Here is a 26,671-nt window from a genome sequence, read left to right on the forward strand (position 1 = left end):
GATAACTTTTTGCCAAAGTTCTCTTAATTCCGGGTATTATTCTAACCAGAATTATGTAATATATGTTAATAATATCAGGACAATTAAACTAGTCCAAGCAGCAGCGTTCTTTTGTACTCAATTCAATGTTACATAAACTAAACTTCTTGCAGCTGATTGGGCGGCAAATGCACCTAGCTGTGGCATTACCATATATCAGTTTGTTAGGTTGGATACTCCCCTTATTAATCTTCAGTTCTGGAGAAAATAGCCTAATGGCACATGATGAGGGGCTTTACGCTTGGCGAGCACGCCAGATGTTTGACTCTGGGGACTGGATAGCGCCTTGGAGCAATGCCCATCATAAAACCCCTGGCCCCTATTGGTTAATTGCTAGTTCCTACAAGCTGTTTGGTGTTAGTGAATTTAGTACCCGACTGCCTGTGATGACGACTAGTATTTTTGCCTTACTACTGATATATGAAATTGGCAAAATCTTTTTGGGAAAGAGGGTGGCTTGGCTTGCTAGTGCAATTTTGAGTGTGGAATTTCTCTGGCTGCAATACTGTCGCTTAGGTACGCCAGATGTGCCAATGATTTTATTGGTACTTTTAGCTATTTGGTCTTTATTAAAAGCGGAATTAAATCCTAAATATCGCTATTTTTGGGGTTTTATTGCGGGGGCAAGTTTTGGTTTGGGCTTCTTAGTCCGAAGCTTTATGATTATGTTACCAATTATAGCATTGTTACCTTATTTAATTTGGGAACATCGCCGCCATCGTCATTTTGCCAACCCAACTTTATATTTAGGTTTGGTGGTAGGTTTAATTCCCACTTTGGCTTGGCTGTGGTTAAATTGGCTACGCTACGGTAATCTAAGTTTTGGACAGTTGTTAAATTTTGTTGTGGATCTAGGTTCTAAAGAACGTAATCAAAATGGATTTATATTTTATTTCTGGAACGTCCCTTTAAAATCTTTTCCTTGGTTTTTGTTCAGTCTTTTCGGCTTATTTTTAACAATCCGTCGTCCGATTTCTCGCTATCAGTTGATATTAGTTGGTTTTCCTCTTGTCTTATTTGGGGAACTTAGTATCTTCTCAACTCGTTTATCTCACTATAGTCTGAACCTTTATCCCTTTATAGCTTTGTTGGCAGCTGTGGGTTTAAATAGGCTGGGCCAAGTTTATTGTCTGATGGGGGAAACTCCCAGCCCCTCCTATATGGAAATTAGGAAAGAACCACTTTCTCGCTATATCTGGACAATTCCCCGTGACCTTAGTTATGTCTGTGGTGTGTTAGGAGTTTTACTTGTGCTAGGGGCTATGGTGGCTTTAGTTGCGGGTAGTGGTGAGATTCGCAAGTATGCAACTATTGGCTTAACTATGGGCTTAGGTTGGTTAATTTTGCCTGGGGTGTGGATTGGTCGTTACCACTTTGGTTATAAGTGGTTGACTTCTGATTACTGGGTAGCTGGTTGGCTAATTCCCTGTTGGCTGGCCTTGGCTGTGGCTGGTAGTGTTGGTGTTTTAGGGGACTATAATCCTGTTGTTAGAACTTTTATCCAACAACCGGCGATCGCTAAAATACTCCAAACTCATCCTATCTACTTTGTGCAAATAGGGGGAAAAACTGCCGTGTTACTCAATTTCTACACTCCTGTTCACGGTAAAAAAGTAGATTCAATTTCCGAATTGCCGGCATTTAGCTATGCTTGGATCTCTGCACAACAGTCTGCTGAATCACCCACACCTCACCATGTTCTTGGTAGTATGCAAGAGTATCAGTTGATTCAAGTCATACCGTAGTTTAGATGGAATGCATTTGTTGTCAACATATATCATCTGTTAACATAATAATATTCCGCACACTAAATAGTTTTTCAAATGCTTGTTCAATCAGATTATTCCCCTGGATTGGAATCGTTTCAGCAAGTTCTCGCACCATACAGTATGGGCTACAGAATCAAATTGCTATCACAGCTAATCACCCGCAACTTTACTGAAAAACTAGAACCCTTTGGACTAACGCCATTTCACTGGTTGGTTTTATGCTGTTTGTGGCAAGAAGATGGTTTGCCGACTTCCAGCATTGGGGATAAACTTCAGCAGGTGGGGGGAACCTTAACGGGGGTTTTAGATCGGATGGAAGAACGCGGTTTAGTGCGTCGAGAGCGCGACTCTCAAGATCGCCGGATCTGGCGGATTTGGCTAACTAATGCAGGTAAGGAACTAGAAACAGTATTGCCTCCTATTGCAGCGGAGTTGGGTGATGAAGTGATGCAAGGCATGTCTTTTGCTGACCGTGAAATATTTTCCCGAATTTTGAATCAGGCGATCGCCAATCTTTCTTAAAGATTATCCCATAATCACCCAATTGGCTGAAATATCGTTGTTCCCTTTTCTGGGAATAAATTACGCCTACTAAATGAATGATTACTAATCGAACCATTAAAGCAGTGACTTAAAAATACATGGACAATACCATTTACCATTACCAAATATATGAACACAGAAACAACTCCAAAGCAGCAAATATTACCTGCATTTAGATCAAGAAACTACCGACTATTTTTTGCTGGACAAGGTATATCCCTGATTGGAACGTGGATGACACAACTTGCCACAATTTGGCTAGTTTATCACTTAACAAAATCTCCCTTAATGCTGGGAATTGTGGGATTTACCAGTCAAATTCCTAGCTTCTTTCTCGCTCCTTTTGGTGGGGTATTTGTGGATCGATTTTCTCGGTATCGTACCTTAATCGCTACACAAATATTGGCGATGATTCAATCCTTATTGCTGGCTGGGCTAGCGTTGACGGGGGTCATTCAAGTCTGGCACATCATCGTTTTAAGCTTGTTACAAGGATTTATTAATGCCTTAGATGCACCAGCGAGGCAAGCATTTGTACCAGAACTGATCGAGCGCAGAGATGATTTAGCCAACGCGATCGCCATCAACTCAACGATGTTCAATGGTGCACGGTTAATTGGCCCGGCAATTGGGGGGTTACTGATAGCTGGCATTGGAGTAGGTTACTGTTTTTTAATTGATGGACTCAGTTATATCGCCGTAATTGCTTCTTTATTAGCGATGAAAATTCAGGAATCGCAAATCCCCGTCACTAGCGGTAATGTCTGGCAAAAAATCAAGGAGGGATTTGTTTACTCATTTAAGTCTCCACCCATTCGCTCTATATTATTGCTATCAGCTTTAGTCAGTTTTATGGGTATGCAGTACATGATTTTTATCCCGATATTTGCTGACAAAGTTCTCAATAGTGGGCCAGAAGCCCAGGGTTATTTGATGGCAGCATCAGGAGTGGGAGCTTTAGCAGGAAGCATTTATTTAGCTACGCGACAAACAGTAGTAGGACTAGGTAAAGTATTAGCATTTGCTCCAGCAACTTTAGGAATTGGGTTGATTGGCTTTTCTTTATCCCGCTTCTTACCACTTTCTTTAGGCACAATGTTAGTTGTTGGCTTAGGAACAATCCTCCAATTTGCCTCTGGTAACACAATTTTGCAAACCATTATTGAAGATGATAAACGCGGAAGAGTGATGAGCTTATATGGAATGGCATTTTTGGGAATGATCCCCTTGGGTAATTTATGGGGAGGCGTTTTAGCAAATTACATCGGCACTACCAATACATTAATTATTGATGGGATAGCTTGTATCTTAGGGTCGATTATGTTTCACAAACAATTGCCTAATTTAAGGCAAATTGTTCGTCGAATTTATGAACAAAAGGGAATTTTAACCAGCGGTAAATCTGCTGGGTAAATAACCGTAGATAAATCCAAATTAAACTGGGCTAATACTGTACCTAATATAGGTGCAAAACATCACAAGGACGAAATCCTGCCCTACCACTTAGAAACCAGGTTTCTCTGCAAGTTCACTAATTAACATGGCTATTCCTTGAATCTGGAGTATACAGTAAGAGTTAAGTCAAGAGAAACTTTCAACATGAACTCTATCGTAATTACCGGAGCTTCTTCAGGCATTGGTTATGGGGCGGCAAAAGAATTTGTAAACAGTGGGTATCACGTATTTGGTAGTGTGCGTAACGAAGCAGATGCTGAACGACTCAGGGCTGAATTTGGTAGCAAATTTACGCCACTACTATTTGACGTAACTAATCAGCAAGCTATCCAACAAGCAGCTTTATCGGTGGAAGCGATAGTGGGTGAAAGCGGTTTATCTGGGCTGATTAATAATGCTGGAATAGCGACAAGTGGCCCGTTAATGCATCAATCTCTTAAGGAAATTCGGTTACAGTTTGAGGTGAATGTCATTGGTCAGATTGCCGTTACTCAAGCATTTTTACCGTTACTGGGAGCTATAAAAAATACAAAACATCAACCAGGAAGAATCATCAATATCAGTTCGGTTGGCGGCAAAATAGCTTTTCCATTCATCGGTGCTTATGCAGGAAGTAAACACGCGATTGAGGGAATTTCTCATAGTCTACGGAGAGAACTTCAGCTTTATGGAATTGATGTCATTATCATTGCCCCCGGTGCAGTCAATACTCCCATTTGGGATAAAGAATCTGCCCAAGATTTCAGCGAGTATGCTGAAACAGATTATGCAGAAGCAACAAATTTTGGTCAAAAATATTTGTTTAAGCTAGGCAAAGCTGGATACTCTCTTGAAGAGGTGGGAAAATTCATCAGAAAAGTCTTTGAGACTCCCAAGCCTAAAACTCGATATTCTCTGGTACCGAATTCAATTATGAACTGGGTAATTCCCAAGATGTTACCTGATCGTCTGTTGGATAAACTCATTGGAAAGAAGCTGGGAATATTGCCAAAGTAATCATAAATACTGTTTCTGGAAATAACCGTAGGATGCGTCCCCTGACGCATCAAAAAAATATAAAATATGCTTAATGTTCGCTTAACAGAATTTTTCCACAATTAATCAACATGAGCCCTAGCTAAATCTTTATTAGAATCGCTTTCTATAGCTTTGTCCATAAAAGCCCGAAGTCTATTTATATATTGTGGTTGACCTACTTTCCTACCATTTATTTCATGATCAAGTGCTGGAAAAAGCTCATCTGCAAGTCCTTCAATAAGTCGTCTACAAGAAGTTAAAGCGTGTGACCATTCTTCTGAATTTTCACTAGAGACAGACTTCAAAGCAATCATGAGCTTTTCTGCTAGTTCAGGATTTAAGTCTAGAAGTTTATCATCAACTTCTTCTTTGAGAAAATCAAAGGTTGTTTGTGGTGCTTCTGTGTATACATATTTATTAAGGAGGTAGATAGCTTTTTCTTGAGCTTTTCTTCGTACATGGTTTATTCTTTCTGATAAATATGGCTGAATCAGCGACTTTCCTAATCCATGTAATATATCTGCTGATTTATTTTTTGCTAAATCTGTATACTGATTTTCTACTATACTTATACCCAAAAGTCCAATACTTTTCGTATTACATATGATATTAATATCATCCTGATCAATGTGTAAACCAACTTCTAATCCTGAGTCGTTTAGAAATATCTCAGCTGCCAAAATTTTTTCATTTGCTAATATATCGTTTTTGTCTTTTATAGAATTTAAAATTTTTACATAATGTCTAAGAAGGTCTATATAATCTTGCTTACCCAGCTGAATATCACACCACACTCCTATTTCCTCCTCATTGAGCATTCGAGCAACACGCAAGAGTTTTTGAACACCTGAAGCAACACTACCCTTTTGTGATTCCAATTCATTTAAAGCCTCTTTCAGAAGTGCGATCGCTTCCTGTTTTGCATTAACCCTAAAAATAAACGTAGTTGGGAGTTATTAAACAGCCTTAGATTTCTTAGTATAACTAGAGACTTAGTATTTTAGCTTAATTTTGCTACAAGAAAAGACGCAAAGACTCTAAAAACCTTTGCGTCTTTGCGCCTTTGCGTGAGACTCTCCTAATTTCCTTCCCGCAGCTTATCCAAAACACCGCGATCTTCTAAGGTTGAAGTATCACCAGATACCTCTTGACCGGCTGCTAGATTCCGCAGCAAGCGCCGCATAATTTTACCCGATCGCGTTTTTGGCAAAGCGTCAGTAAAGCGAATCTCACTCGGACGGGCGATCGCACCAATTTCCTTGACAACGTGCTGCTTTAACTCCTTACTCAGTTCCTCACTCGGCTGATAAGTGCCTTCTAGAGTGACAAAAGCAAATACTTCCTCACCCTTCAATTCATCCGGTTTACCCACCACCGCCGCTTCTGCAACCGCTGGATGAGACACCAATGCTGATTCTACTTCCATCGTTCCCAGACGGTGCCCCGATACATTCATCACATCATCAACGCGCCCCATCACCCAGAAATAGCCGTCCTCATCGCGTCTGGCACCATCGCCGGCAAAGTAAATAAATTTGCCATCTTTAGGGGGGATATGCTCCCAGTAGGTGCGACGGAAGCGTTCAGGATCGTTGTAGACTGTCCGCATCATTCCTGGCCAAGGATGGCGCACTGCTAAATAACCGCCTTCGTTGTCGGGTAAAGAGTTGCCTTCTAAATCTACGACATCAGCGATAATTCCAGGGAACGGACGAGTTGCGGAACCGGGTTTAGTGGCGATCGCACCCGGCAATGGTGTAATCATAATTCCCCCAGTTTCTGTTTGCCACCAAGTATCAACAATTGGGCAGCGTTCACCGCCAATTACTCGGTGATACCACATCCAAGCTTCTGGGTTAATCGGTTCACCGACGCTTCCCAGCAACCGCAGAGAAGAGAGGTTGCGCTTTTTGGGATGGTGTTCGCCCATTTTAATAAAAGCCCGAATTGCCGTAGGCGCAGTATAAAAAACAGTAACGCCGTATTTTTCAATTATATCCCAGGTACAACCGGGATTTGATGCACGGGGCGCGCCTTCATACATCAGGGTGGTTGCCCCATTAGAAAGAGGCCCGTAGACAATGTAGCTATGTCCTGTAATCCAACCTACATCGGCAGTACACCAATATATGTCAGTTTCTTGGAGGTCAAAAATCCATTTGGTGGTGATATGGGTATATAAGTTATAACCCGCAGTTGTATGGACAACCCCCTTTGGTTTGCCTGTACTGCCAGATGTGTAGAGGATGAACAGCATATCTTCACTATCCATCGGTTCGGCGGGACAATGGGCAGAGACGCCTTTTTGCAAATCGTGCCACCAATGATCTCGCCCTGGTTGCATGTGGGTTTTTTGCCCTGTTCGCTGCACCACTAACACATCTTTGATGTTGGGAACAGCGCCATCAGCTAAAGCTTTATCTACTTGTTCTTTGAGAGGGACGATCGCATCTTTGCGCCAACCACCATCAGCGGTGATCACCAATTTAGCCTCAGCATCAATTAAGCGATCGCGCAAAGCTTCTGCACTAAAACCACCGAAGACAACGTTGTGGGGTGCGCCAATTCTGGCACAGGCTAACATGGCGATCGCCGCTTCGGGAATCATCGGCATATAAATCCCAATGCGATCGCCTTTTTTTACCCCCAATTGCTTGAGCACATTAGCGAACTGGCAAACCTCCCGGTGCAGTTGGGCATAAGTCAGAGTGCGCGAATCCCCTGGTTCCCCTTCCCAAATCAGCGCCGCTTTATTCTTGCGCCAAGTAGTCAGATGTCTGTCAAGACAATTGTAAGAAATGTTAATTTTACCGCCAGCAAACCACTTAGCAAAAGGTGGTTGCCAGTCTAGCACCTTGTCCCAATTTCGGAACCAGTGCAACTCAATTTCCGCTAGATCCGCCCAGAATTGCTCAGGATCTTCTTTAGCTTGATCATAGAGGCGCTGATAGTCTTCCAAACTCCTAACATAGGCATTTTGAGAAAATTGAGTAGTGGGATGGAATAGGCGCTTCTCTTGTAGGATTGATTCTATAGTTGGTTCAGACATGGTTATGAGTGCAATTGGTATTGTTACTTAAGACTGTTTTTAGCCCAGTTGTACCAGACAGTATTTAGATTTTCGTTAAGCTGCGCGGAGTAGCTCGGTTATCTCAACCCGACAAAATGCTCCTCCTATAACGGTAATCTGTTTCGTGACTTCCTCATGAATAGCGGCTCAAAAACTTAGATGCCTAGCGGCTAATCTCCAGGTAGCACCGTCCAACAAAAATACTGAGAATAGGTATAAATTTGTAAGAACAGCGTTAGTTACTGAAAAGTAGGGCATAGTTTGCAAGCAAAAGAAATTAAGGATAAGCTAAAGTTACTCATCGAGCAAGCCTCCTCGATAGACCCGAACTTAGCTAGAAGATTAGATCAAATCAACCGCTGGGTAAAAGATATCAAACCAGGCTCACTGACTGCTAAACCATTTGTCCTAGCTTTCCTCCTAGAGGTGATTACGGATTCTACAATTTGGCTGGTAATAAAATCTCTACCTTCCGAAGTAGAACAACAATCAAAGTTCGAGCAAATGACACCTAACGAAAGATATTGGTACAGTTACCTGTTTCCTAAGTGGATAAATGCCAGCGACTCCAAGTTTTATATTTGGAAGAAAAAAATGATGGCAGGGGAATTTAATCAGGTTGATGGTGGTATTATTAAATTAATAGCTCAAGATATTGTCGGTCGTGGAGGGAGTTTTTGGCAGCGCTATATTGCCGACCTTTCTATGGCAACTGATTTAATCATCAGTAATCATCAACAGAAACCACTGTGTATTCAAATTACTAGTGTGGGCGAAGAATTTAATCGTCAAAAGTATCAAGACTGGCACAACACACTCCAATTATGGGAAATAGAACGAGGAATGTTCTTAAGTTACAACCCCGGAGATGACAACTTTATCAACCAGTTAGTCAACCTGACACTATACAACAGTGATTATCTTGGTGATGGAAAATATTTAAATTTTTCTACATGATATCAAATCTTTGATATCGAAATATTGGTCTTGTACTCTACATCCTTAACCCGCGCCAAACAGCATTTATGCTTAATCAAAAAGAAGTCAACAGCAACGCTCAACTAGATACATTTGCTGAAGCTTTAGCCGCCGCACGCAAAATGCAGCAGGAATGGCTAAACTACGGGCTTGATTTTGTCAATCTTTATGTTGAAGATGTAGATGGAGATTGGTTAGAAACTTGGGGAAGTGATGAAAATACAAGTGCTTCTACATTAGATTCTATCAAAGAATTTCTAGTCAGTGATGATGCTGTAGCCGTCAAAATTAGGCATAATTTAGGAGAACGTTCACTTTTTGAGCTAGCAGTAAACCTAGAAGAATCCTGGAGTATTACTGAAGCAAATCTCCGGAGATGTTCTGTGCGAAATTTGTTAATGGGTGGAGGAAATAACCATGAAACAAATTCCCAAATAAATGATATCGAGTTCTGGGATTTAGCAGATAATTTGTTGGCAAAGTTCGCAGAAATATTGTGATATTTCAGCCCTCAGACTTCAGTCTGGGGCTACTCAAATAAAGCCTGAGGAAATTGATTCATCTCGTTATATTGATCAGGCTTGAATATTGAATCAATTGCTTACTTTTTATAATTAACTGGATGTGAATTTATTCTGCTTGATTTTTAGAAAATCTAAAAAACTTTATAAGAATAACTCAGCCATTCAGTTCCTGTACAATAATAATTGTATAGTTTTTGTGCAGTCAAGTTGTCAATGTGTGTCACCCATTTCATTATACTTATTTCCCGTGTCTTCAGATAATTAATACAATGTTCTATCAAATGTCGTCCAAATCCTTTTCGACGAAGATTTTCTACTACGTACAAATCGTTCAATATAGCAACTTGTTCAGCAATAGTACTCGAAAATGAGTAGTAAATTGTGGCAAATCCAATATAAACATCCCCCTCTCGTATAAGAAATAGTTTACCTAAGTCTTCATTTTTCATTATTTTTGCTAGGTGTTGACGATTTTTCTGTTCATCAATATTCTGCACTTGATAAAATTGTTGATATTGTTTAAAAAGCTCCAAAGCTGAATCAATATTTTCCAGGTTTAACTCTTCTATCATTTGGCTGCTCCTAAATAGTAAAAAATAAAGTACCCATTATTAATTCTGATTTTTTATGGTGCTTTATGTCTTGTATGAGCGCAGATTTTTTTCAGCAATTGTCATTAATTACAGATTGTGAAATAAAAAAAGCTATGTAATGATTTCAACTTTTACTAGTACAGGTTCTCACCAGCAAGCCTACCATTACGAAAGAGCCAGAAATTTTTGTTTACACCCTTGCAAAAGGTAGGCGTATTTACGCCGCGCGGTACTAAGGGACAACTACAGTTTTTAATTCTTGGATGTGTTTTTTATAAACAAACCAGGTTGGCTTACCTTCACTTAGCTGATCGCATGAGAGCGGTTGCTCAAATGTTACTTCCCAGTAATCCCCGATGCGCTCACTATTACCTTTAGGAGGTGTCGGACTATTACTAATACTTCTTCTAATAGAAGAGACAAAAAACTTCTCACCTTGTCTAACAGAGCATTTTTTGTCATTTGATATCTGAGATGCTTGTTGATACCAGCTATCTCGCAGCTTGAAAGTAGTACCTCCCGTAGCCGTAACCCTAACAATGCGTACAGGAATAGTTTGAGAAGATACGGTATCGGGACTCACCACACCCAAAACCCCACAAACCACACCCAGACACAAAAGTAATCTTTGTGGATGCAACTTAGTCTTACCAATATTCATATTAGATTTCCTTAGTGTCTAGTAGTTAGTCGGATAAAGAGTGGTAGAGAAAAGTGTGAGTAAACTTTGCTGGTGATATTACCGAGCTAAAGATCAGGGTTGATTGTCCATTATCTTTATTTAATCATACTTACGGATAATTTGCCATACTGGAAAAGCACTGCTAATAGATTTGGTAGTATACTTGTTGCTGCTGTTGATTTGTGTAATTAAATCATTATCAATACCTATAAAGAAAACACTATTATGCTCTAGTGGAAGTATGGGAATTTGGTGATTTTTAATAGGTAACAAGTATCCGTCCTCTGGCAAACTATGTCTTAAGGACAAGGTAACTTTGAAAACAGAACTATTCTCAATAGTGAGAATTACAAGATTATTAGATTGATTAATTGTTTCCATCACGGATAAAATACCATCCACAAACAATATTGACGCGCTTCCTGTGCATAGAAAACATCTAACGGTGAAACTGCCATAATAGCCATTACTATCCATCCTACAAGTTGGGAATTAAATAACTCCCAACATAGCCAATAGGCACTAGGAAAAATTAATAAACTAATCACGGCTGATAAACTTCTGACTTCTGCGGGATCAGTACCAAACAATTGTGACCATAATCTCACCATGAGATAGTATAAAGGTGGATGTTGAGGATCTGAAGTTGCCAAATATCTCAGAGTATCAACAAAAGTCCTTCCTTCAGTTATTTGTGTGAATTTATTAAATTCAGATATAGGAAACATTTCCTGATGACTACGTATATCTTCTAAAACTTCAGTGAGAGTATGACCTGAAATTGCTAAAGAAGTGAAAGATTCATCATACCAATAAAATTTCCCTCCAATATTAGCAAACCGAAATAAAATTCCTAATAGTAATAAGCAAATTACCAAGGCTTTTAACCAAGTTGGGGGCTGTGGCTGAGTTAATGATTGTAGGTTATTCATTACTTTCTCCCTGGAAAGTATTGTTTTAAACAGCTTTCAAATCTTGAAATTTTAGATATGCTTTCAGAGTGAAAAAGTTCCGACTCTAATACAAGCCGGAACTTTACGTCTAAAAAAGCTTTATTTTCAGCATAAAAAATCTGTTCTATTGTCACAAACAGTGCGAATTGCCTAAACAATGAAGTTGATTCGGAACTTTATTTGGGAGTTGGCACTTAGTTATACCAACCCTAACACTATTCCTAATTGGCCAATTTTTGGCTGCTTGACTACCAAAGGTTTTTTTGATTGTCATCTGGCCAACCCTTGGCACTTGATGTAGCGATTGATATATCAAGGCAAATGTTATCAGTTGACAAACTTCTATAAACCAACAATCTATTGAGATTTTATATTTTCTATTCGGAGAATAATAATACTTTCTATGATTAAATCCTAGTACTTTTGATTAAGTAATTGGTTTGGTTGATTAAGTAGAGGCATACGCTTTTAAGTACATTGAGGGTAGGGACTGCCGCGACTCGTTCAAAAATGTAAAAAATTATTAAGGCTAGAGTTAATTCATGTAAGTATTAGCACATTTATACTATTTAGTTAGTATCTACGGTAGACTGCACCATTCCCTCTTGGGGCGCACCCCATACTTCCCTCCTAAACAAGAATCCCCCAGTGCGATATTTCATCATTATTAATTTATGTGTACTCTTACCAATTATTATAAAATGTGTCGATGAATTCCATTCGCCTAATGTTTTTGCTTATTCCCTTGCCAATATATTCAGTAGTAGTTTATACATAAATTTTTTAGCTGTATGGATGCCACTACTTTCAGAATGCACCAAAATCACGTTAAGCTAGATTAAAGTAGGGATGTATTGTAATTTTTAATATAAAAATCTCCGCTCCTGTTAATTTTTAATTTTTCCTGCTTGAGAAACCTGGATGCTAGACCGAATTTTTGATTACCTGAACTTTCATTTCAGCATTGAAGCCTTGATAGTCCTGCTAATATTGGTGATGTTAGAGGCGGTGCTATCTGCTGATAATGCGATCGCCCTCGCGGCTATCGCCCAAGGACTGGAAGACAAAGAACTTGAGAATAAAGCCCTCAACATTGGTTTAGTCTTTGCTTATGTGTTGCGAATCAGCCTGATTCTCACAGCCACTTGGGTGCAAGCATATTGGCAATTTGAACTATTGGGCGCTGGTTACCTGCTGTGGCTAGTATTCCAACACTTTACTTCTGACGAAGGTGAGGAAAATCACCATCACGGGCCGCGGTTTAAGTCGCTGTGGCAGGCAATACCAGTGTTAGCCTTTACAGATTTGGCATTTTCTTTAGATAGCGTCACAACTGCGATCGCCGTTTCTCAAGAAAAGTGGTTGGTACTTACAGGGGCAACACTAGGCATTATCATACTGCGGTACATGGCGGGATTGTTCATTCGCTGGTTAGATGAATATGAAAACCTAGAGGATGCAGGTTACATTACTGTGGCTTTTGTCGGCTTGCGTCTGTTGTTGAAAGTGATCAACGATAATTTAGTACCGCCAGAATGGATTGTGATTAGTGCGATCGCCCTCATCTTCATCTGGGGATTTTCCAAACGCACTGTCGTTGAATTAGCCCCAGAAGAACCAGAGAAAACCGAAGTGTTGAAATAAGCAGGTGGGTAATGGGTCATGGGTAAGAATGTTTTCCTCTTGCCTTTTTCCCCATTACCCATTACCCATTACCCATCACCTAGCCTAAATTACTCGTGCAACCAAGGTGTTAATTGCGGTTGCCAACTGACTAATTCTTCATCCTTAAACCATAGAGCAACTTCTTTTTGTGCTGTTTCTGGAGCATCAGAACCGTGAATCAGATTGCGCCCAATATTAATTCCCAAATCGCCCCGAATCGTTCCTGGCTCTGCTGTTAAGGGGTTTGTAGCCCCAATAATTTTTCTAGCAGAGGCAATTACACCATCACCTTCCCACACCATCGCTACCACGGGACCGGAAGTGATAAATTCGACCAAACTAGCAAAAAAGGGTCTTTCCCGGTGAACACCATAGTGTTCTTGTGCTAATTCCTGGCTGACTTTCAAGAACTTCAAGCCAACGAGGGTAAAGCCTTTAGTTTCAAAGCGACCGATAATTTCCGCTACCAGTCCCCGTTGTACTCCATCAGGCTTAATTGCTAAAAATGTGCGTTCCATTGCTGTTTCCCAAAACTTAATAAAATTTTTGAATTAGTCCTTTGTCTTTTGTCCTTAGTCCAGTAATTGAAGCATCTTGCACTCCTAGCTAATGACTAATGACGGCGGACTGTTGACCAATTCAGAGTTTATCTCAGAAATTATCTCGTTAGTGGATATCCGTTATCAGATGAATGCGTTAAATTGTTCGTGGGTGAAACACAGAGGTCAGGAAGAAATGGGTGTTGAGTCAAGTGCTACATCGGATGAGGTGGTTAAACTACCGACCAACGGACACAAGTCTGAAGTCAAAAATCATAAGCAAAAAAAGCTGCTACCACCTAGTAGTACCGCAGGAGAATTACCTCGCTCTTGGAAAATAGAGGATAGCGAAGACCTTTACCGGATTGAAGGTTGGGGACAGCCGTATTTCTCGATTAGTGCTGCTGGTCACGTGACCGTTTCTCCCAAGGGCGATCGCGGCGGTTCTCTAGACTTGTTTGAATTAGTCAATTCCTTGAAGCAGCGTAATTTGGGGCTACCGATGCTGATCCGCTTTTCCGATATTTTGGAAGACCGGATTGAGCGGTTGAACGCTTGTTTTGCCAAAGCGATCGCCCGTTATAATTACCCTGGCGTTTATCGCGGTGTGTTTCCCGTCAAATGTAACCAGCAACGGCACTTAATTGAAGATTTAGTCCGGTTTGGCAAACCCCATCAATTTGGGTTAGAAGCCGGTTCTAAGCCAGAATTGATGATTGCTCTGGCTTTGCTGGATACCCCAGGAGCTTTGTTAATCTGCAACGGCTACAAAGACCGAGAATACATTGAAACAGCAATGTTAGCCCAAAGACTAGGGCAAACGCCAATTATTGTTTTAGAGCAGGTTGAAGAAGTTGATTTGGTGATTGCTGCTAACCAGCAATTGGGGATTAAGCCAATTTTGGGGGTTCGTGCTAAATTAAGCACCCAAGGTATGGGACGCTGGGGAACTTCCAGCGGCGATCGCGCTAAATTTGGGCTAACAATTCCCGAAATTATCGAAGCAGTAGACAAGTTACGAGATGCTGATCTGCTGGATTCCTTGCAGTTGTTGCACTTCCATATCGGTTCGCAAATCTCCGCCATTAATGTCATTAAAGATGCCATCCAAGAAGCCAGCCGCATCTATGTGGAGTTGGCGATGCTGGGCGGAAATATGAAATATCTCGATGTCGGTGGCGGCTTGGGTGTCGATTACGATGGTTCGCAAACCAACTTCTACGCCTCGAAAAATTACAACATGCAGAACTATGCCAATGACATCGTGGCAGAGTTAAAAGATACCTGTGCAGAACGGCAAATTCCCGTACCAACACTGATTAGCGAAAGTGGACGTGCGATCGCCTCCCATCAGTCAGTGCTAATCTTTGACGTTCTCAGTACCAGCGATGTCCCCCTTGATCTCCCAGAACCCCCAAAAGAGGGAGAATCCCCAATAATTAATTACCTTTGGGAAACCTACCAATCCATTAACAAAGAGAACTATCAGGAGTTCTACCACGACGCCGCGCAATTCAAAGAAGAAGCCATCAGCCGCTTCAACTTAGGAATTTTGCGCCTCAGAGAACGAGCCAAAGCAGAGCGACTCTACTGGGCTTGTTGTCAAAAAATTCTCACCATCACTAGGCAGCAAGAATACGTACCAGACGAACTGGAAGACCTAGAGAAAATCATGGCTTCCATCTACTATATCAATCTTTCTGTGTTTCAATCAGCACCAGACTGTTGGGCGATTGACCAACTATTCCCGATCATGCCAATACACCGCCTAGATGAAGAACCAACACGGCGAGCAATTTTAGCAGACCTCACCTGCGACAGTGATGGCAAAATCGACCGCTTTATCGACCTGCGTGATGTCAAATCGGTTTTAGAACTGCACACCTTTAGGCCAGGAGAACCCTATTACATGGGGATGTTCCTCAATGGAGCTTACCAAGAAATCATGGGCAACTTGCATAACCTCTTTGGTGACACTAACGCCGTTCATATCCAATTAACACCCAAAGGCTATCAGATTGAACACGTTGTCAAGGGTGATACAATGAGCGAAGTAGTAAGCTACGTGCAGTACGACTCCGAGGATATGGTGGAAAGAATCCGTCAGCGTTGCGAAAAAGCTTTAGAAGAGAAACGCATCACCCTAGCCGAATCCCAGAGACTGCTACAAACCTACGAGCAAAGCCTCCGAAGATATACGTATTTGAATAGTTAGTTAGAACTGGTAATTGGTAATGGATAATTGGTAATTGGTAATTGGGGAAAAGGAAAAACCATTAGCCATTAGCCATTAGCCATTACCCATTACCTAATTAGCATTTGTGCCCAACAATTCAGCGATCGCTTGTCGCTCAACAGGGGTATTTGATGGTGGCGTCTGGCGGGCATCGGTAATCAACCAGTCCAAAGCAGCAGCTTGGACATCTATCGCTGCCCCGGTCTTATCCACACAGTAACGTCCAAATACCAGCTTATCAACCAAGCGGACTCCCGGACCTAAGCGCGACCATTCAAAAATCACACTGTTTTCTACAGTTGCACCACTACAAATCCAGCAATTGGGGCCGATCATTGCTGGGCCGACAATTTTCGCTCCATCTTCGATTCTCGTCATCCCACCAATATAAACTGGGCCTGTGATCTCCACTTTGTCCCAATTCACAGCCACATTTAAGCCAGTGTAGATCCCAGGAGCAACTTCATGACCGGGAATTTGCACATTTTTGATTTCCCCTAGCAATACACCGCGAATCGCTCGCCAGTAATCTGGTACTTTACCAATATCTACCCATTCAAAATCCATCGGGATGGCGTAGAAAGGGGCATTATCTTCCACCAATTTGGGGAACAGCTGGCCACCAATGTCATACTCTACTTTCGAGGGGATATACTGAAAAACCTCTGGCTCAAAGATGTAAATACCTGTGTTGATGTTGGTGCTAAGAGCTTCTTCTGTTGAGGGTTTTTCTTGGAAAGCTTTGACGCGATTATCTTCGTCAGTGACAACTACCCCATAGCTAGAAACTTCTTCCCGTGGGACAGATTTCGTGATGATGGTAGCAATTGCTCCCTTGGACTTATGCCACTTAACTGCCTCAGTTAAATCTAAGTCAATTAAAGCATCACCGCACAACACCACAAAGGTATCATCAAAAAAGGGCGAGAAGTCTTGGATGCGCCGCATCCCCCCAGCAGAACCGATGGCTTCCCCTACAAGTTTACCGTCGTCATCAATTTTGCCTTCAAAAGAATAGGCAATTTGCACGCCAAACCGCTGACCGTCACGGAAATAATTTTCTATTTCCTCAGCCAAATGGCTAACATTAACCATAATCTCGTCAAATCCATGCCGGCGTAACAGCTCCAGTAAAAATTCCATCACTGGCTTTTGAAGGATGGGAATCATCGGTTTGGGAATTGTATAGGTAATAGGACGCACACGAGTACCCTTACCTGCCGCGAGAATCATCGCTTTCATAATATTTTATTCCTCAACCACAAACCAGTTTGCTTTTATCGAGTGATACTTAATCATCAGTTTTTATTTCTACTCTAAAATAACCCCTGAAAACGGGAATAACAGGAATTTCCTGGTTGTCGCAACCATCGGTATGACTAGATGACCAGCGATCAGTTATCTTTTAAATTTACTCGGATTCTGGATTTTGTTGAAGCAAAAATCCGTAAATTATCTGTATGGCTGGTTTAGACAGACTCAGTTTATCGGCTGCTCCAAGGGTTTGCAGCTGTTGGCTGATTCTGTGATTAAACGAATTTTTATCTCCTGGTAAAAGTCTTCTTGTAATAGCTCTACCTTGGATTGAGCACAGAGAAGTAGTAGCGCCCAAAAAACGCTAACTAGGTGGCTGTGTTCTGACTCATGGGCGGAGCTATTCTGGTATGGTTGCTTTGTTTGAGTCCACAACTGTACAAGTTGTTCTAAATTCAACCAATTATGTTCTAGATGTAGCTCCCTTGCCCAAAGATGTAAAACCTGCTCCAGTTCAAGAGCTACTTCCGTCAGATTTTCTTGGTGAGCTAACTCTAGTGCCTCCCGCATAGTTTGGACACTAGGCTGACGCTTGAGACGGTTAGGTTTGCTGACTTTATGTACAAGTTTGAGCTGATCCGCCATGATCTGCAATTGAGCGATTAACTCTTGCAGGGTGACACGGCGTTTTGGTGGTGGCATTGCGGCTGTGCGGCGTCGCAAGTGCCGCTCTAATTGTAGGCGATGAGCCTGATGTAATACCCCATCTTCACCAAAACTTGTATTATCTATTGCAGCTTCTTGAAACTCGTCTACGGTTGACAATTGCACCAAGGTATTAGCCTTGAATAATACTAGCATTGATGCTGATAAAAAAGCCTGTCCAGATTGAGACAAATCAGCTTCATAACCTCTTGCTGTTGCCTCCGGTGCCATTAGTTCTAAGTAACGGTCAATCACCTCAATCACTTGGACATCCCAAGGGTCAATTTCCCCTCGTTCTGCTTGGTCAATCAGGAGTGTAATTGTTTCTAATAGCTCGGAAGCATCCATTTTTAACTTTTAACTTTCTGTCTTAATCTCAGGTTCAGTTATGACCAATAGTCACAGTTGATACAAAGCTATTAGACTTACTGCTCCTGATAGCATCGAAGGTGCCTTTGATAGTACCAGCAATTGGCACAGCAACCAGTGTCCCCAGTAATCCAGCAATCTCATATCCCATTAAAATAGCCACAAAAATCCAAATGGGATTCAGTCCGATAAAGTCCCCCAGTAATTTGGGGGCTAACAGATTATCTTTAATTTGCTGCATGAGAATGGCCATTGTGGCAACTGGCACCGCTAACCACCAATTTTGCAGAAGTAACAAAATAGTCACTAAACCAATGCCTAGAGTCGCCCCAATAAAGGGAATGAGTTCACTCATACCGATGAGTATGGCAAACAACAGGGCAAATGGCACTCTGAGAAATAAGAAAATTGGCGTCAGGGTGATGATCATAAACAGCCCTAGCAATAATTGGCTGAGGAAAAAATTCTGGAAATTTAGCTGTAAGGATGCGGTTAAGGGGGCACCAATACTAAATGGTAAGAGATTAACTAGACCAGACCACACGCGATCGCCATATAGCAGCATATAAAATGCCAGCACGACCACTAAGACCATGTTAAGCAATCCTGACAACAGCGTGCCCGCAAATCCCACTGCACCAGAAGCTATCTGTTGCACCAGATTTTGAATATTGGTGTTGATTTGATTACTCACAATCCGCAGGTCAAGGGGTAAACGCCGCTGCTTGGCCAAGGACTCAAATTGCTCTAGGTTAGCTTGACTTGTGGCTAACCAATCAGGAATCTTATTTAAAAGTTGGATTGTTTGGTCAATTAACAGCGGTACGAGGGTGACACCCAAAATAATCAACAGGGTTAAAGTTAAAAGCAAAACGATGATTACTGCTTGAGTGCGAGTAATTCGCGCCCGTTCAAAGAACTTCACCGGGTAATTGAGTAAAAAAGCCAAAATTGCTGCAATACTCAAGATGGTAATTGGATGTTGAAAATAGCGAAAAAATACAGACAGCAGCCAGATATTAAGAGCGATAATCGGGCCGCTCAGACCATAGACTAGCAGGCGTTGAACGGAGGCAGAACGGCGCATCTGATGCAATCTCTTTTTGAGAGTCCTGAAGACAATTTGCTCAACTGGCGTTGGCGCTGATCATTATCATAGATATATTTAACAAAACGTGTATAAAGTAAAGCAAGCACAATGGACAAAACTATATCTGACCTCCGCAAGGACTATAGCTTACAGGACTTGAGTGAAAGGGAAATTGACCCCAATCCCTTTAGACAATTTAAAATTTGGTTTGATCAGGCACTAGCAGCCCAACTTCCTGAACCCAATGCTATGACTATTGCCACCGCCACACTAGATGGTAGTCCATCGGCGAGAATGGTGCTGCTGAAAGATTTTGATCAACGAGGTTTTGTTTTCTTCACCAACTACAACAGCCGCAAAGGACAAGAACTAGCAGCTAATCCCCAGGCGGCATTAGTTTTTTGGTGGGCGGAACTGGAGCGCCAGGTGCGGATTGTGGGGACTGTGGAGGAAGTTTCCTCTGAGGAGTCTGATGGGTATTTTAATATGCGTCCCCCGAATAATCGCCTGGGTGCATGGGCATCTAATCAAAGTGAGGTGATTGCTAGCCGAGAAGAATTAGAACAGCGGTTGCAGCAATTCCAGACTCAATATGCAAATCAGGAGGTTCCCCGACCACCACATTGGGGAGGCTTGCGAGTGATCCCCAAAGAAATTGAGTTTTGGCAAGGACGCTCTAGCCGTTTACACGATCGCTTGTTGTATACTCCCTTAGATGATGGGGGATGGAAGCTAGAACGGTTGTCACCTTAATTTTAGATCCCTTACCAATGGCGGACTTTTCGTCCCGCACCACTTTCTTTACTGATTTTCAGACTTTGGCTGTATGGCTTGCTGAACTTGGGCAATATCCAACTCTAACGCCTGTGCTATCTGTTCTACAGTTAAGCCCAGTGCTAATAATCTAGGTACAGCTTCTAATTTTGCTTTTTGTTTACCTTCTTGTTCACCTTCTTCTCTACCTTCTTCTCTACCTTCTTGATAAACCCGTGTTTGTTTCAACTCGCTTAAGCTAAACATTGCTTCTATCTCCTTTCGGCTCATTTGCGGAAATTTGTAAACCAAGATAGTCTCTATCAATTCTAATAATTGTTGCTGTGGGAATGGTAAATTTACCGCTTGCTGGGTGCGGTTGATTAATTCCCTGGCGGTGCTAATTGCTGTCTGTTCATCTTCAATTACTAATTTAATAGTAGCAATACCTATGGGAAGTGATGCAACTGCCCCTAATTCATCTAAATAAATTCTACTGATGCGTTGGCTGAGGAAAAATTCTAAACAATCTTCTTGATCGCCAATGTCTATGTTTCTACTAGGATAAATCACCACCCCTCGCCAAGAGTTGCGGCATCGATTTTGCCGGAGATATAAAAAAGCTTCCGAAACTAGGCGTATGTAAATATCAGAGTCTGGTTGAAATTGGACTTCGACAAAATAAATCTGGCTTTCTTGATCTTGGGTGGGAAGAAATACACCGTCGATTCTGAAGGCTGTTTGCTTAATTTCAACGGAAGAAAATTGATAGATATTTGCAGTTTCGGGAGGGTTGCCAATTAGTTCAAAGAAAATGCTGGGAAAATCTTGAAATAGGCGATAAAAGATGCTGTCTGTTTTCACGCTGAAATTTAGGCGCGGTTTATAGTTGTGATGATTTTATCATCTCTACGCGGTGGTTGATGAAGGTGGAACCTCTAGAACAAAATTGTTATTAGGGGCTTCTTTCTCATACAGTAGGTGAAGCGGTAGCAAATGCAGGGACAAAAAAATACAAACAAAAATGGATTGTTCAGCAAACTATACAAAATGAAGAAATAGACAAGGTTAATCCTCTCTCATCTTGTCTATTCAAGAGTTTCAAACTTTCATCATTCAGCATTTAGCATTCATGACTGTTTAGGTGCAAACTGAATTCTGGGATCGGGCATGAAAGTATATCTGAGATATATTCCTCCCCAGACAAACAGAATAATGAATACAGCCCCAATACCAATCGGGCTAGGAAGCCAAAAAACTACTTCTAGATGATTTAGTTCACCAGACTTGAGTTTCCACACTAGTTGCTGACCATTTTTTTCTGGCTGGATAGCATCTTCAGTTTGTTTGATGTTCCTCGCTCCCCAAGGGGTTTTTAAGCTAAACTCCAAATCGAGAATTGAACCAGCATTAGCCAAAACGTTACCTTTGCTGGCAATTACAGAAAGCGATCGCAAATCCAAATCATAAATCAACCGATTTCGGACTAAAAGTAAAAAATGATTCTGCTCTAAGAGCAAGTTTGAGGCGATTTTTGGCAGTTCTGAATCCGATTCGCCTGGGGATGACTTAGAGTTTTGAGGATTGCGAGAGTTGAAAAATTGGTTAAACTTCTCTTGTAATTCCTGACCATTAGTGAAGGGAATTTTGACAATAATTTCTTCTGGGGAAACTCGTTGCGTTTTTCCATCCAGATTGCGGGCACGACGCTCTATACTGTTTAACCAATCGTAGACATAATCGCCACTAAAACTGGTGAGTTTTTCTGCTAACTTAATATGCTGGACTAGTTCACCGCTGTTGGCGTTGTTAAAGTTAACCCCCAAATCGTACTCTACACAACCAGACAGCAGCAGAGATGCTGATAGTACCAGCAACAAAATAGGTTTGGGTGTTTTTGCTCCCGATTGTTTTTGACCAGTAACTATTTTTCCTAACACCACAGCAAATGGTCTGATTAACCAAGCTAAAATCTTGCCGAAGATAGATGTATTCATGATTGGGGGATTGGGGATTAAGGACTGGGCGTTTTTGGCAAAGTCTTAAAAACTCAACCAAACCAAATACGAGATAGTTAAACCAACAGCAATCAGGGCTATCCAGATAAAGCGATTATCGCTGGTATTGACTTGGCTAAGATCAACATATTCTGGTTCAACAGGCTTCTGCTGTCCAGAAGATTTTTTTGCACTGAGAGTGACGCGAGTTTTCGATTCATTGTCAGCAAGTACGCCCAAGTCGGGAATTTCGGTCATCCACTCGCTTGGTCTAACTAGCTTTGGTGCTTGTAAGATGTAAAGCAAATGCCGCGCTTGTTTGCTGGTTTCAAAGTGGGGATGGCGTTGGAGTTGTTGGCATTGAGCGATCGCATCTTCTGTACGCCCAGCAGCTTCAAAAGCCGTCACTAGCCATATTCCTACCTCACCCCCTAGGCGAGAATTACGATTCAATAAGGCGATCGCCTTTTCCAAATTTTCCACAGATTCTCGGTATTGCCCATTTTCAAAGGCAGCTTTTCCCAGTTGATAGCGAGTTTTGGCGATTTCTAAACTTTCTGCACTCACGATTCCCACATAAATTAACTCTGTTTTAATTGTGCCAATGCCAGGGAGATTTTTGGCATCTTTTCCGATGCTGGCAAGATTAAGTTAATTAAAAATATTAGTTTCTAGGTGGGCAAGTCGCCCACCCAAAGGTTTAAGAGGTGAACTGGGAACCAAGAATCATCGTACCGATCCCCACGTCAGTAAAGATTTCTAGAAGCAGGGCATGGGGAAGGCGTCCATCAATGATATGTGCTGCACGGACACCTTGAGCAAGCGATCGCACACAACAATTAACCTTGGGAATCATCCCACCACTAACTACACCACTGGCAATTAGCTCACGGGCTTCCCGAATATCTAGTTTAGGAATCAAGGTAGACGGGTCTTTGTAATCTTTTAAAATACCCTGAGTGTCAGTTAGTAAAATCAACTTTTCTGCCCCTAATGCGGCAGCAATTTCTCCAGCCACAGTATCAGCATTAATGTTGTAAGCTTGTCCGGTCTCGTCAGCAGCGACGCTCGACACTACAGGAATATAGCCATTTTTAGACAAAGTATCTAAAATCTTGATATTCACATTACTCACATCCCCCACAAAGCCGATGCCTTCTTGACCTTGGGGACGGGCTGTAAATAAGTTACCATCTTTGCCGCAAAGTCCCACTGCCAGGCCTCCCGCTTGGTTAATCAGCGAAACAATTTCTTTATTGACTCGACCGACTAGCACCATTTCCACCACGTCCATTGTGGCGGCATCAGTGACTCGCAGACCATTCTTAAATTGCGCCTCAATTCCCAGTTTATCTAACCAACTATTAATTTCTGGCCCACCGCCATGTACTAATATTGGTCGCAAGCCGACACAAGATAAAAATACAATGTCGCGGATGACTTTATCTTTAAGGGTGCTTTCTTTCATCGCTGCGCCACCATACTTGACAACAACAGTCCGACCAGCGAATTGTTGAATGTAAGGTAGTGCTTCGCTTAAAACACGCACACGAGTGGCTTCAGCTTGCCTGATGTACTCTCTATCATTATCCATCATGAGGAGCTGTTGAGACTTAAAACTTATCAAGTCAGTGTAGAAGACTTTGGAACTTGTAACAATCTCTAACACCAAAATCGAGTAGCAATTTTACTGCTGGTATATTTGCCGACCGACTACAAAGAATAAGATTCCGAGAAGTCGGGAATCTGAGAGCCACTTCATTTTCACCAATCAAATAGGATTACTTTTGCTGAAGTCGGGGATAGCCGGGATTGTGTTCTACTCGGCTCAAAAACTCGGACAACACTTGCAGAAATCTTTCTGTTTCTTCCAATTCAAATAGTACCCACTCTATTAATTAAGGTGCAACCAAAGAGCAATTCTCCCACTGGCTAAGACTTTGTACCTTTGTAGAGAGACGATGGGGATCAGCCGTTAGCATGAGAAACTTGTGGTTTGAGAACACTGGGAATTGCTTCCATAATTCTAGAGGCAGTTTGTTCTGGTGTTTCTCCCTCTTGAACAGTGATTCTGAGATCCCCTTGGGAGTAAAGTGGTTTTCGTTGTTCAAGAAGCGATCGCAACTTACCTTGAAGATCAGCATCTTGCAGCAGAGGTCTTGTGGTATCCTCAGCTAAACGGGCCATAATTAGTTCCAGTGGCACATCTAGCCAGACAATCAAGCCGTGGTGCAAGTAACCCCAGTTTTCTCGCCGCAGCACAATGCCCCCGCCAGTTGCTATAGTCAACTTAGTAAAAGCACAGACTTGGGCAAGTACATCACTCTCTAACTGGCGAAATGCTGCTTCACCTTCATCAGCAAATACTTCATTGATAGATTTACCCGCTGCTTGAACAATTACACTATCGGTATCCACAAACCCATAACCAAGCTGTTGAGCGAGTAAGCGCCCTACCGTCGTCTTACCCACGCCCATCATCCCAATTAAATACAGGTTGACTCCTTTTAATAAGCTACTCACGCTACTCTATATCTCCCCATTCAGGCGATTTTTTCCGATATGGTTTTTGATCTGTGCTGCAAAAATTGTATGATTAATGAATAGGCTGTTATCTTCCTCTTTACTTAATTTAAACTTTTCCTCCATCAAGCGTTCAGTTACATACTCTATCAATAGTGGGGTTAGGTAAAAGCTGGATACCTGTTTTTCAATAGGTGTAGGTGCAGCCTTCTCGATTAGCGATCGCCTTTGTAATAACTCAATCGCCTCTAGCATTAATCTTTGAGACAGTCTGGGCGATAACTCTGGTATGATATCATTTGCTAAATCCTGCAAAAAAACAAAATCTTGGTTGAGTGCCAGCCAGTATATCAAGCGCTTCTCTAACACAGATAAACGATTGAACTGCTCGTCTAAAATCCCGCGAATGTCGCCAAAAACCACAGTTCCCTGGGATAGAAACTCCAAAATACTCCCATCAAATAATTCTTGAATAGTAGTAGCAACTATTTTAATAAATAGCGGGTTCCCAGCATACCAGTCAGTTAAAGCGCTGCATTCCTCCTGTTTGAAATCAGAAAATCCCTTGGTTTTGAGGATCAAGGTGCTTTCTTGCTTACTTAAGCCAGTCAGTTTCAAAGAGTGGACAGGTAGTTGATCTCCTTCAATAGCAGCAGTTTCTGGTGGTTTATCCCGACTGGTTAATAATAAACAGCTTTGATGCTGAGATTCTCCCACCCGTCGAATTAACTCCCCATAACCCTCATAACCTGGGCGATAGCGAATCTGTCCAAGGGCGTAAATGGAAGTATTTGCTGGTGTGGTAGATTGTGATAAGTAGTCATCTGCATCATCACTGCACAAAATCGAGTCAAAATTATCAAACACCAAAAGACAACGGGAAAGACGCAAACAATCAATCAGTTGGGAAATTTTTCCCTCTATGGTGTCTGCGATGTTCCTCTGGGTTTTTGGGGATAAAATTTCTTGCACTTGATCTAATATCATCCCTAGGGGGGGTGCGAAACGTAGCGATCGCCAAATGACATATTCAAATTTATCTTGAATCTCTTCTGCCAGCTTAACGGAAAAAGCTGTTTTACCAATTCCACCCATACCCAAAACTACCACCAACCGACAGCGCTCTTGGAAAATCCATTCTGTAACTGTGGCTAATTCTGTCGTCCGTCCGTGGAATAGGCTGACATCAATTGCTTCACCCCAATCTTGGACTGTTGCTGATTTAATTTTGAGTAAATCAGTCTCTTGATCTCTGGTAGTTTTGATCGGGGTGATGATTGATTGTACCTGAAACCAATTTTTCTTATAACCAGCTTTTTCTAGCAAATGAGTCACGCGACTCCAGCTTTTCACCTTGACTGAGTGTCCTACTTGGTTACTCAGCATTTCTTCTATATATTTATAAATTCCATTAGAAAGATAAACCCTAACAGTACTGCTACTACGACTTTTATAGACTATGCTAGCAATTTCCGCAGGACTACAACCACAAAGTAAACCTCTAAGGAATTTTTTTTCTACAGGTGTTAGGGCTTTCCCCTTTACTGAAGCCAAATCTACGTATAGCTTTTCTAACTCCCAATTATTTTTAGCTTCGATAAATTCTGCTTCTATTTGAGTTGAATTAGCTGCCAGCATTAGCTTTATTTATGTAATTAAAGTAACTCAAAATAATATACTAACGATTCTTCAATGAAGCCAGAATAAATAAACGATGAATTTATAACGAATTTAATAACTGTCGTTAGGTGAATTGGCAGATGCTGTTTAGGTATCGTTATGCTTAACGGAAATTTTATATAGCTTGTTTGAAACTTTAAGGAAATAAAGTCTGTCAATAGGAGAAAGCAAGACTACCGCTGATTGTTGAATTTTAGTTGCATTTAATACTTTGTGATTACCAGCACAGTGTTATTA

24 protein-coding genes are annotated in these 26,671 nt (G+C 41.6%); 9 read left to right on the forward strand and 15 right to left on the reverse strand.

Annotated elements, in window-relative coordinates; genetic code table 11:
* The first annotated feature begins 125 nt into the window (after positions 1 to 125).
* The 4 genes from H6G32_RS09210 (at position 126) to H6G32_RS09225 (ending at position 4,802) form a co-directional block, all read left to right on the forward strand.
* Positions 126 to 1,784, forward strand: coding sequence for an ArnT family glycosyltransferase (locus H6G32_RS09210; protein WP_190457353.1), 1,659 nt, complete (start codon positions 126 to 128; stop codon positions 1,782 to 1,784).
* A gap of 78 nt (positions 1,785 to 1,862) precedes the next feature.
* Complete coding sequence (locus H6G32_RS09215; protein ID WP_190457356.1) at positions 1,863 to 2,330, forward strand: MarR family winged helix-turn-helix transcriptional regulator; 468 nt, start codon at positions 1,863 to 1,865, stop codon at positions 2,328 to 2,330.
* Between the two features lie 150 nt (positions 2,331 to 2,480).
* Positions 2,481 to 3,764: an MFS transporter gene (locus tag H6G32_RS09220; protein WP_190457358.1), complete on the forward strand. Its 1,284-nt coding sequence runs from the start codon at positions 2,481 to 2,483 to the stop codon at positions 3,762 to 3,764.
* A 186-nt stretch (positions 3,765 to 3,950) separates the two neighbouring features.
* A complete protein-coding gene (locus H6G32_RS09225; RefSeq protein ID WP_190457359.1) occupies positions 3,951 to 4,802 on the forward strand; it encodes an SDR family oxidoreductase in 852 nt (283 codons plus the stop codon).
* A gap of 101 nt (positions 4,803 to 4,903) precedes the next feature.
* Here H6G32_RS09225 and H6G32_RS09230 read toward each other — a convergent pair whose 3' ends face one another.
* Both H6G32_RS09230 and acs read right to left on the reverse strand, forming a co-directional pair.
* Positions 4,904 to 5,701 (reverse strand): hypothetical protein, encoded by a 798-nt coding sequence (locus tag H6G32_RS09230; RefSeq protein WP_190457363.1) that lies wholly within the window; start codon positions 5,699 to 5,701, stop codon positions 4,904 to 4,906.
* A gap of 200 nt (positions 5,702 to 5,901) precedes the next feature.
* On the reverse strand, positions 5,902 to 7,872 hold the full coding sequence (gene acs, locus H6G32_RS09235; RefSeq protein ID WP_190457366.1) for an acetate--CoA ligase: 1,971 nt from the start codon (positions 7,870 to 7,872) through the stop codon (positions 5,902 to 5,904).
* Between the two features lie 282 nt (positions 7,873 to 8,154).
* On the opposite strand from acs, the gene H6G32_RS09240 reads away from it, so the two are divergent.
* A complete protein-coding gene (locus H6G32_RS09240) occupies positions 8,155 to 8,850 on the forward strand; it encodes a hypothetical protein (RefSeq protein ID WP_190457368.1) in 696 nt (231 codons plus the stop codon).
* Positions 8,851 to 8,918: 68 nt separating this feature from the next.
* A complete protein-coding gene (locus tag H6G32_RS09245) occupies positions 8,919 to 9,371 on the forward strand; it encodes a hypothetical protein (protein WP_190457370.1) in 453 nt (150 codons plus the stop codon).
* A 155-nt stretch (positions 9,372 to 9,526) separates the two neighbouring features.
* Here H6G32_RS09245 and H6G32_RS09250 read toward each other — a convergent pair whose 3' ends face one another.
* The 3 genes from H6G32_RS09250 to H6G32_RS09265 form a co-directional block, all read right to left on the reverse strand.
* A complete protein-coding gene (locus H6G32_RS09250; protein ID WP_190457372.1) occupies positions 9,527 to 9,967 on the reverse strand; it encodes a GNAT family N-acetyltransferase in 441 nt (146 codons plus the stop codon).
* A 253-nt stretch (positions 9,968 to 10,220) separates the two neighbouring features.
* On the reverse strand, positions 10,221 to 10,649 hold the full coding sequence (locus H6G32_RS09255) for a hypothetical protein (RefSeq protein ID WP_190457374.1): 429 nt from the start codon (positions 10,647 to 10,649) through the stop codon (positions 10,221 to 10,223).
* Between the two features lie 401 nt (positions 10,650 to 11,050).
* Entirely contained in the window at positions 11,051 to 11,602 is a 552-nt protein-coding gene (locus tag H6G32_RS09265) for a glycosyltransferase family 39 protein (protein ID WP_190457378.1), read from the reverse strand.
* 942 nt (positions 11,603 to 12,544) lie between these two features.
* Here H6G32_RS09265 and H6G32_RS09270 point away from each other — a divergent pair.
* Entirely contained in the window at positions 12,545 to 13,267 is a 723-nt protein-coding gene (locus tag H6G32_RS09270; RefSeq protein WP_190457380.1) for a TerC family protein, read from the forward strand.
* Between the two features lie 89 nt (positions 13,268 to 13,356).
* On the opposite strand, the gene ndk is transcribed toward H6G32_RS09270, so the two are convergent.
* Positions 13,357 to 13,806 carry a nucleoside-diphosphate kinase gene (gene ndk / locus H6G32_RS09275; protein ID WP_190457382.1) on the reverse strand — a complete coding sequence of 150 codons (450 nt, stop codon included), beginning with the start codon at positions 13,804 to 13,806 and terminating at the stop codon, positions 13,357 to 13,359.
* Between the two features lie 217 nt (positions 13,807 to 14,023).
* On the opposite strand from ndk, the gene speA reads away from it, so the two are divergent.
* Positions 14,024 to 16,042: a biosynthetic arginine decarboxylase gene (gene speA, locus H6G32_RS09280; RefSeq protein ID WP_190457473.1), complete on the forward strand. Its 2,019-nt coding sequence runs from the start codon at positions 14,024 to 14,026 to the stop codon at positions 16,040 to 16,042.
* Positions 16,043 to 16,135: 93 nt separating this feature from the next.
* Here the strand turns inward: speA and H6G32_RS09285 are convergent, their stop codons facing one another.
* The 3 genes from H6G32_RS09285 to H6G32_RS09295 all read right to left on the reverse strand — a co-directional run bounded on the left by H6G32_RS09285 (position 16,136) and on the right by H6G32_RS09295 (position 19,478).
* Positions 16,136 to 17,305, reverse strand: a complete 1,170-nt coding sequence (locus H6G32_RS09285) for a sugar phosphate nucleotidyltransferase (protein ID WP_190457384.1) — start codon at positions 17,303 to 17,305, stop codon at positions 16,136 to 16,138.
* A gap of 237 nt (positions 17,306 to 17,542) precedes the next feature.
* Positions 17,543 to 18,370, reverse strand: coding sequence for a segregation/condensation protein A (locus H6G32_RS09290; protein WP_190457386.1), 828 nt, complete (start codon positions 18,368 to 18,370; stop codon positions 17,543 to 17,545).
* 34 nt (positions 18,371 to 18,404) lie between these two features.
* Positions 18,405 to 19,478, reverse strand: coding sequence for an AI-2E family transporter (locus H6G32_RS09295; RefSeq protein ID WP_190457387.1), 1,074 nt, complete (start codon positions 19,476 to 19,478; stop codon positions 18,405 to 18,407).
* 111 nt (positions 19,479 to 19,589) lie between these two features.
* Between H6G32_RS09295 and pdxH the strand changes: the two genes are divergently transcribed.
* Positions 19,590 to 20,234: a pyridoxamine 5'-phosphate oxidase gene (gene pdxH / locus H6G32_RS09300; protein ID WP_190457389.1), complete on the forward strand. Its 645-nt coding sequence runs from the start codon at positions 19,590 to 19,592 to the stop codon at positions 20,232 to 20,234.
* A gap of 48 nt (positions 20,235 to 20,282) precedes the next feature.
* Here pdxH and H6G32_RS09305 read toward each other — a convergent pair whose 3' ends face one another.
* From H6G32_RS09305 to H6G32_RS09330, 6 genes are all read right to left on the reverse strand, one after another.
* Complete coding sequence (locus H6G32_RS09305; protein WP_190457391.1) at positions 20,283 to 21,098, reverse strand: Rpn family recombination-promoting nuclease/putative transposase; 816 nt, start codon at positions 21,096 to 21,098, stop codon at positions 20,283 to 20,285.
* Between the two features lie 266 nt (positions 21,099 to 21,364).
* A complete protein-coding gene (locus H6G32_RS09310) occupies positions 21,365 to 22,231 on the reverse strand; it encodes a DUF3153 domain-containing protein (RefSeq protein WP_190457393.1) in 867 nt (288 codons plus the stop codon).
* Positions 22,232 to 22,276: 45 nt separating this feature from the next.
* On the reverse strand, positions 22,277 to 22,798 hold the full coding sequence (locus H6G32_RS09315; protein WP_190457395.1) for a tetratricopeptide repeat protein: 522 nt from the start codon (positions 22,796 to 22,798) through the stop codon (positions 22,277 to 22,279).
* Between the two features lie 133 nt (positions 22,799 to 22,931).
* A complete protein-coding gene (gene argB / locus H6G32_RS09320) occupies positions 22,932 to 23,828 on the reverse strand; it encodes an acetylglutamate kinase (protein ID WP_190457397.1) in 897 nt (298 codons plus the stop codon).
* A 371-nt stretch (positions 23,829 to 24,199) separates the two neighbouring features.
* Positions 24,200 to 24,754: a shikimate kinase gene (locus H6G32_RS09325; protein WP_190457399.1), complete on the reverse strand. Its 555-nt coding sequence runs from the start codon at positions 24,752 to 24,754 to the stop codon at positions 24,200 to 24,202.
* Positions 24,755 to 24,760: 6 nt separating this feature from the next.
* The gene (locus H6G32_RS09330; RefSeq protein ID WP_190457400.1) at positions 24,761 to 26,392 is read right to left on the reverse strand and encodes an NB-ARC domain-containing protein; all 1,632 of its coding nucleotides are present in this window, start codon (positions 26,390 to 26,392) and stop codon (positions 24,761 to 24,763) included.
* Between the last annotated feature and the right edge of the window lie 279 nt (positions 26,393 to 26,671).

This window comes from Cylindrospermum sp. FACHB-282 (assembly GCF_014697195.1).
In the GTDB taxonomy this organism is placed as follows: Bacteria; Cyanobacteriota; Cyanobacteriia; order Cyanobacteriales; family Nostocaceae; genus Cylindrospermum.